We start from the raw sequence: 6,862 nt of genomic DNA on the forward strand, positions 1-6,862 counted from the left end.
CCTAATCTCCCTGAAACACCGGCTTCTGCTTGGCCGCAAACGCCTCGTACGCACGCCGGAAGTCTTCCGTCTGCATGCAGATCGCCTGCGCCTGCGCTTCGGCCTCAATGGCCTGCTCGATGGTCATGCTCCATTCCTGGCTCAGCATGGTCTTGGTCATGCCGTGGGCAAAGGTGGGGCCGTCGGCCAGCGCGCGCGCCGTGGCCTGCACGTTGGCGAGCAGGTCGGCGCTTTCATACAGATCGTTGAAAAATCCCCAGGCCAGGCCCTCGTGCGCCGTCATCGCGCGGCCGGTGAACAGCAGCTCGCTGGCGCGGCCCTGCCCAATCATGCGCGGCAGCAGCGCGCAGGCGCCCATGTCGGCCCCGGCCAGGCCCACGCGGGTGAAGAGGAAGGCGGTCTTGGTGGCCTCGGTGCCGTAGCGCATGTCGCAGGCCAGCGCCATCATCGCGCCGGCACCGGCGCAGATGCCGTCGATGGCGCCCAGCACGGGCTGCGGGCAGGCGCGCATGGCCTTGACCAGGTCGCCCGTCATGCGCGTGAACTCCAGCAGCTCGGGCATGGTCATGGTGGTGAGCGGGCCGATGATCTCGTGCACATCGCCGCCCGAGCAGAAGTTGCCGCCCGCGCCGGTGACGACGATGGCCTTCACGTCGGTGGCAAAGCGCAGCGCGTGGAAGAAGTCGCGCAGCTCGGCATAGCTCTGGAAGGTGAGCGGGTTCTTGCGGTCCGGCCGGTTGAGCGTGACGGTGCCCACGCCGCCTTCGAAGCTCCAGCTGAAATGCTCGGCCACGTAGTTCGCCTGCGGGTTGAACTGCTCGCGCATGGGGTTGCTCGCCCCGATGTAGTGCTTCATTCGGCGGTCTCCTGTGTGTGTTCCTTCACCTTGCCCAGCAGCCGGTACAAGGTGGCGATGTCGCGCTCGCCCAGGGTGGCGAAGGCCTCCACGATCCACTGCTCGTGCTGGCGCGCCATGGTGTTGAACTGCTCGCGGCCTTGGGGCGTGAGGCGCACGCGGTAGGCGCGCCGGTCGCCCTCCACGTCCATGCGCTCGACCAGCCCCTCGGCCACCAGCTGGTCGGTGATGCCCGTGATGTTGCCGCTGGTCACCATCATGCGGCGCGAGAGCTCTTTCATCTTCAGGCCGTCCGGCGCGCGCTCCAGCTGCGCCATCAGGTCAAAGCGGGGCAGCGTGGTGTCGAACTGGGCGCGCAGCTGGCCGCGCACCTGCTTTTCAATGAGCTGTGTGCAGGTGAGGAGGCGCAGCCACAGGCGCAGGGCCTCGGGGTGTTCGCTGGGGGCGGCGCCGTGCAGGCGGGCTTCAAGGTCCATAAGCGGGGGTTTACTCGATTGCTGCGATTTTTGTAGCTGTTTGCGCTGGGCTGGCAAGCGCTGCAGCCTGTTTTTGCTTGGAAACCTCGCGCAGCATCTGGTCGCGGCCGCTCCAGTACTGCACGGGCCAGTCGGTTTGCGCCGCGGCCTGGGGGCTGAGCTGCGCGGCGGCGTGCAGCGTCCAGGCCGGGTCGGCCAAGTGGGGGCGGGCGATGGCACACAGGTCGGCACGGCCAGCCGCGATGATGCTGTTGGCGTGGTCGGCCTCGGTGATGGCGCCCACGGCCATGGTGGCGATGCCCACCTCGTTGCGGATGCGGTCGGCGAACGGAGTCTGGTACATGCGGCCATACACCGGGCGCGAATCGCGCGTGGTCTGGCCGGAGGACACGTCGATCAGGTCGGCACCGGCCGCCTTGAACCTGCGCGCGATGGCAATCGCGTCGTCTGCGGTGTTCCCATCGGGCAGCCAGTCGTGGGCCGAGATGCGCACGCTCATTGGTTTGTCGGCGGGCCACACGGCGCGCAGCGCGGTGAACACCTCCAGCGGATAGCGGCAGCGGTTCTCCAGGCTGCCGCCGTAGGCGTCCGTGCGCTGGTTGGTGGCGGGGCTCAAGAAGCTGGCCAGCAGGTAGCCGTGCGCGCAGTGCAGCTCCAGCCAGTCAAAGCCGCAGGCCACGGCGCGCCGGGTGCTCTCCACAAAGGCGGCCGTCACGCGGTCCATGTCGGCGCGGGTCATGGCGGCGGGCGTCTGGTTTTGCGCGCCGTAGGCGAGGGAGCTGGCGGCCAGCAGGGGCCAGTTGCCGGTTTCCAGCGGCTCGTCCGTGCCTTCCCAGCCCACGCGCGTGGAGCCTTTGGGGCCGCTGTGCCCCAGCTGCAGGCCGATCTTGGCCGTGCTGCTGCCGTGCACAAAGTGCACGATGCGTGCGAAGGCGCTTTGCTGCGCATCGTTCCACAGCCCCGTGCACGCGGGGGTAATGCGGCCCTCGGGCGTGGGGCTGGTCATCTCCACCATCACCAGCGCCGCGCCGCCCAGGGCGCGCGCGCCCAGGTGCACCAGGTGGAAGTCCTGCGGCACGCCTTCGACCGCGCTGTAGGTGGCCATGGGGGAGACGACGATGCGGTTCTTGAGCGTGAGGCCCTTCAAAGTGAATGGGGTGAGCATCGGCGGCACCGCAAGGGCGGAGCCCCCACGCTTCACGGCTTCGCCTGTTGCGCTGCCCGCCGAGGGGGCTGCCCCGCCTTGGGGCGGCCCGGCGGCGGGGCGTGCCGCCGCAAGCCAAGCCTCGTAACCCTCCAGCCACGCGGCATCGCGCAGCCGCAGGTTCTCGTGGCTGATGCGCTGGCTGCGCGTAAGCAAGGAGTAGGTGAACTGCTCGATGGGCATGCCGGTGTAGCGCACCACGTTTTCAAACCACTCGGTGCTGTTGCGCGCGGCGTTCTGGATCTTGAGCACCTCCACGCTGCGGCGCGCCTCGTAGTGCTGCAGCACCTCGTCGATGGGCAAGCCGGTCGCAAACTCGTTGGCGAGGTCGATGGCGTCTTCCAGCGCTAGCTTGGTGCCGCTGCCAATCGAGAAATGCGCCGTGTGCGCCGCGTCGCCCATCAGCACGATGGGTACCTGCTTGCCGCCAATCGCTTCGCGGTGCACCCAGGTGTTGCAGATGACGCGCGGAAAGCGGATCCAGTTGGCCGAGCCGCGCAGGTGCGTGGCGTTGCTGATGAGGGCGTTGCCGTCCAGGTATTTCGCAAACAGCGTTTCGCAGAACGCAATCGCTTCGGGCTGCTCCATCTGGTCCAGGCCGTGGGCCTTCCACACGGCCTCGGGCGTTTCGACGATGAAGGTGGAGGTGTCAGCGTCGAACTGGTACGCGTGGGCCTGGAACCAGCCGTGCTCGGTCTGCTCGAACGCGAAGGTGAAGGCGTCGAACTTCTTCTTGGTGCCCAGCCACACGAAGCGGCATTGGCGCAGGTCGATGTCGGGCTGGTAGGTGGCCGCATAGCGCGTGCGGATGCGGCTGTTGAGGCCGTCGCTCGCAATCACCAGGTCGGCGTTGTACTGGGCGGCCAAGGCCTGGTCGTCCGTCACATCGGTTTCAAACACCAGCTCCACGCCCAGCGTCAGGCAGCGGTCCTGCAGGATGTTGAGCAGGTGCTTGCGGCCAATGCCGCAAAAGCCGTGGCCGGTGGAGCGCACGCTGCGGCCCTTGAAGAACACCTCAATGTCGTCCCAGTGGTTGAACGCATCGCCGATCAGCGCGGCGGTGGGCGCGTCGGCCGCGCGCAGGTTCGCGAGCGTCTGGTCCGACAGCACCACGCCCCAGCCAAAGGTATCGAACGGCCGGTTGCGCTCCACCACGGTGACGCGGTGGGCGGGGTTCTGCTGCTTCATCAGCAGCGCGAAGTAGAGGCCTGCGGGGCCGCCGCCGATGCAGAGGATGTTCATGTCAAAATAGTTTAGACCTAAACAAAGTGGTGTCAATGGGGCCGTCCCGGTGCCGTGGCAAGACCTTCCTTGTAGGACGCCGCCGCCTCCGCCATTGCAGTGGTTGACGCCACCGCGGCCGCCCTCCAACAATGCGGGCATGAAGCACCTGCTCCACTCCCTGGAGGGGCGGCTGGCCGCGCTGCCGGTGCCGCTGGCGGTGGAGCTGCCGGCCGGACGGCAGCTGGGCGCGCCCAACCCTGCAGTGACGCTGCGCTTTCGCGACCGGCTGGCGCTGGTGGCGCTGGCCACGGGGGAGATCGGCCGCGTGGGCGCCGCCATCGTGGAGGGCCGCGTGGCGCTGGAAGGCGGCATGCGCGACCTGATGGCAGCCGCAGCGGGGCTGCTCACACGCGACCCCGCCCGCGATGAGCACCACGGCTGGTGGCACCGCGTGCTGGCGCGGGCGCGCTCCATGGCGGCGCACACGCTGGCGCACGATGCGCGGCATGTGCAGTTCCACTACGACCTGTCCGACGCGTTCTATGCCTTGTGGCTGGACCCGCGCCGGGTGTATTCCTGCGCCTACTTTCGCAGCCCGGACCTTTCGCTGGCCCAGGCGCAGGAGGCCAAGCTCGACCATATCTGCCGCAAGCTGCGCCTGGCGCCCGGCGAGCGGTTCCTGGACATCGGCGCCGGCTGGGGCGCGCTGCTCCTGTGGGCGGCGGAGCACTACGGCGTGGACGCCACGGGCATCACCCTGTCGCGCAACCAGCATGCCCACGTGCAGCAGCTGATCGAGGCGCGCGGCCTGCAGGGGCGGGTGCGCGTGCAACTGTGCGACTACCGGGAGCTGCAGGTGGCACAGCCCTTTGACAAGATTGCCTCGGTCGGCATGTTCGAACACGTGGGCCGCGCGCAGATGGAGCGCTACTTTGCCACCGTGGCGCGCCTGCTGCGCCCGGGCGGCCTGGTGCTCAACCACGGCATCACCGCGGGCGGCGTGGACAACGCCCAGCTGGGCGCGGGCATGGGCGAGTTCGTGGAGCAGTACATCTTCCCTGGCGGCGAGCTGCTGCATGTGAGCACAGTGCTGCACGACATGGCCCGCGCCGGCCTGGAGATGGTGGATACCGAGAACCTGCGCCCGCACTATGCCCGCACCCTGTGGGCGTGGTCGGACGGGCTGGAGGCCCAGCTGCCCGCCGCGCGCGCCGTGCTGGCGGCATCGGCCGGCGACAGCGACGCCGAGAAGGTCCTGCGCGCCTACCGCCTGTACCTCGCCGGCAGTGCGCTGGGCTTTGAACGCGGCTGGATGGCCCTGCACCAGATGCTGGCCGCCAAGCCCCACGGCGACACGGCCGCGGGCCCGTTGGTGGGGGCACAATCGGACTATCCGTTCACGCGCGACTACATGTACGGCGCGCTTTCCCGACCTGACCTTCACGCCGCATCCGCATGCTCTACAAATTCAAATCCCGCGCCGCCGCCGACCTGATCATGCTGGAGCCCCAGGGCCGGCAGGTCGTCACCCTCATGGGCAAGACGCCCGGGGCCAGCGGCATCGTGACCGTGGCGCAGATTCCGGCCGCCATTGCCGCCCTGGAGGCGGCCGTGGCCGAAGAAGAGGCGCGCCTGAAAGCCCAGGCCGCCGAGGACGGCGACGACGAAGACGCGGCCGAGGCGGGCAAGGACGCCGTGCGCCTGCGCCAGCGGGTCGTGCCGCTCATCGACATGCTCCAGCGCAGCGCGGCCGCCGGGGTCGACGTCGTCTGGGGCGTGTAGCGCCTTTGGCGCAGGCGGCGCGGCGGCGCTGCCGCCGCCCGGCCCTTCAGTCCACCTTGGCGCCGGAGGTCTTCACCACCTGCGCCCACTTCTTGTGTTCGCTGTCGATGTGCTTGGCGAACTCGGCGGGCGTGTTGCCGCCCGGGATGGCACCCTGGGCCACCAGCCGCTCCTTCATGGCCGGTGTGGCGAGCGACTTGGCCACTTCCTGCTGGATGCGGTTCACGATGTCCTGCGGCGTGCCGGCCGGTGCCAGCAGGCCGAACCAGGAGCTGGCCTCATAGCCCTTGAGCGTGGGGCCGCCGGCTTCTTCCACCGTGGGCACATCGGGCAGCGCGCTGGAGCGCGTGGAACTCGTCACGGCCAATGCCGTGAGCTTGCCGCCCTTGATCTGCGCCAGCGCCGACGGCAGGTTGTCGAACATCACGTCCGCATTGCCGCCCACCATGTCCATCAGGGCCGGGCCCGAGCCGCGGTAGGGCAGGTGCAGCATGTAGGTGCCCGTCATGCTCTTGAACAGCTCGCCTGCCAGGTGGATGGACGTGCCGTTGCCGCTGGAGGCCATGTTGAGCTTGCCCGGGTTGGCCTTGGCCACGCGGATGAAATCCTGCACGTTGTGCACGCCCATGCTCTTGGCCTTTTCGGCGTTCATCACCATCACGTTGGGCACGGCGGCCACCAGGGTGATCGGCACGAAGTCCTTGATGGGGTCGTAGGGCAGCTTGGCGTACAGCGCACGGTTGATGCCGTGCGTGCCCACGGTGCCCATGAGCAGGGTGTAGCCGTCGGGCAGCGATTTGGCCACCACCTCCGCGCCCACATTGCCGCCCGCGCCCGCGCGGTTGTCCACGATGAACTGCTGGCCAAAGGCCTTGGACAGCTCGGGCGCCATGGCGCGCGCGAGGATGTCGGTGGTGCCGCCCGGCGCAAAGGGCACGACGATGCGCACGGGCTTGGTGGGCCAGGGGGTTTGGGCATGGGCAGCGGACAGCAGCGTGGCGCAACCCAGGGCGGTGCACAGCAGCAGGGTTGCCGCGCGGCGGCTGGCGGTGGGGAACGTCATAGGGCGGTTTTCCTTTGGGGAGGGCTTCGTATGCATGCAAAGCTTTTTACGCGGCCCGTCGCGTTCCGTGCAGAGGGATTACCCCAAGGCCGCCTCCCATCCTCTGCGCGCGGCACCCAAAAAAAAGGTTCTTCACGCATTCCCGGGGAACGCGGCCTTGATCTTGAGGAAGAAGTACTCGCAGTCACGGTAGCCATAAGCCATGCGCTTGATGACCTTGATGCGGTTGTTGATCCCCTCGAGCTGTCCGGTGTGCA

The 6,862-nt window shown here is 68.4% G+C and carries 7 protein-coding genes; 2 read left to right on the forward strand and 5 right to left on the reverse strand.

The genetic code is table 11. From position 1 onward, the window contains the following. Nucleotide 1 precedes the first annotated feature (1 nt). From LWW96_RS09715 to LWW96_RS09725, 3 genes are read right to left on the reverse strand one after another with little or no spacing between them, the layout of a single operon-like run. The gene (locus tag LWW96_RS09715) at nt 2-856 is read right to left on the reverse strand and encodes an enoyl-CoA hydratase family protein (protein WP_291486400.1); all 855 of its coding nucleotides are present in this window, start codon (nt 854-856) and stop codon (nt 2-4) included. After that, nucleotides 853-1,332: a MarR family transcriptional regulator gene (locus LWW96_RS09720; protein ID WP_291486402.1), complete on the reverse strand. Its 480-nt coding sequence runs from the start codon at nt 1,330-1,332 to the stop codon at nt 853-855. Before LWW96_RS09720 ends, LWW96_RS09715 begins: the two co-directional genes overlap by 4 nt. A gap of 10 nt (nt 1,333-1,342) precedes the next feature. Beyond that, nucleotides 1,343-3,778: a bifunctional salicylyl-CoA 5-hydroxylase/oxidoreductase gene (locus tag LWW96_RS09725; protein WP_291486405.1), complete on the reverse strand. Its 2,436-nt coding sequence runs from the start codon at nt 3,776-3,778 to the stop codon at nt 1,343-1,345. A gap of 139 nt (nt 3,779-3,917) precedes the next feature. Here LWW96_RS09725 and LWW96_RS09730 point away from each other — a divergent pair, with 139 nt between their 5' ends. Together LWW96_RS09730 and LWW96_RS09735 are read left to right on the forward strand one after the other, a co-directional pair. Continuing rightward, entirely contained in the window at nt 3,918-5,255 is a 1,338-nt protein-coding gene (locus LWW96_RS09730) for a class I SAM-dependent methyltransferase (RefSeq protein WP_291486407.1), read from the forward strand. Further along, nucleotides 5,216-5,542 carry a DUF1840 domain-containing protein gene (locus LWW96_RS09735; protein WP_291486408.1) on the forward strand — a complete coding sequence of 109 codons (327 nt, stop codon included), beginning with the start codon at nt 5,216-5,218 and terminating at the stop codon, nt 5,540-5,542. Before LWW96_RS09730 ends, LWW96_RS09735 begins: the two co-directional genes overlap by 40 nt. A 46-nt stretch (nt 5,543-5,588) precedes the next feature. Here the strand turns inward: LWW96_RS09735 and LWW96_RS09740 are convergent, their stop codons facing one another. Both LWW96_RS09740 and LWW96_RS09745 read right to left on the reverse strand, forming a co-directional pair. Continuing rightward, nucleotides 5,589-6,605 carry a tripartite tricarboxylate transporter substrate binding protein gene (locus LWW96_RS09740; protein WP_291486409.1) on the reverse strand — a complete coding sequence of 339 codons (1,017 nt, stop codon included), beginning with the start codon at nt 6,603-6,605 and terminating at the stop codon, nt 5,589-5,591. Nucleotides 6,606-6,737: 132 nt separating this feature from the next. Further along, on the reverse strand, nt 6,738-6,862 hold a 125-nt coding region (locus LWW96_RS09745; protein WP_291486411.1), incomplete at its 5' end, for a transposase.

It is taken from the genome of Acidovorax sp., assembly GCF_021287135.1.
GTDB lineage: Bacteria > Pseudomonadota > Gammaproteobacteria > Burkholderiales > Burkholderiaceae_C > Acidovorax.

Coding starts and splice junctions, on each gene's coding strand:
- LWW96_RS09725 (WP_291486405.1), bottom strand. CDS start 3,778: ATGAACATCCTCTGCATCGGCGGCGGCCCCGCAGGCCTCTACTTCGCG.
- LWW96_RS09730 (WP_291486407.1), top strand. CDS start 3,918: ATGAAGCACCTGCTCCACTCCCTGGAGGGGCGGCTGGCCGCGCTGCCG.
- LWW96_RS09715 (WP_291486400.1), bottom strand. CDS start 856: ATGAAGCACTACATCGGGGCGAGCAACCCCATGCGCGAGCAGTTCAAC.
- LWW96_RS09740 (WP_291486409.1), bottom strand. CDS start 6,605: ATGACGTTCCCCACCGCCAGCCGCCGCGCGGCAACCCTGCTGCTGTGC.
- LWW96_RS09735 (WP_291486408.1), top strand. CDS start 5,216: ATGCTCTACAAATTCAAATCCCGCGCCGCCGCCGACCTGATCATGCTG.
- LWW96_RS09720 (WP_291486402.1), bottom strand. CDS start 1,332: ATGGACCTTGAAGCCCGCCTGCACGGCGCCGCCCCCAGCGAACACCCC.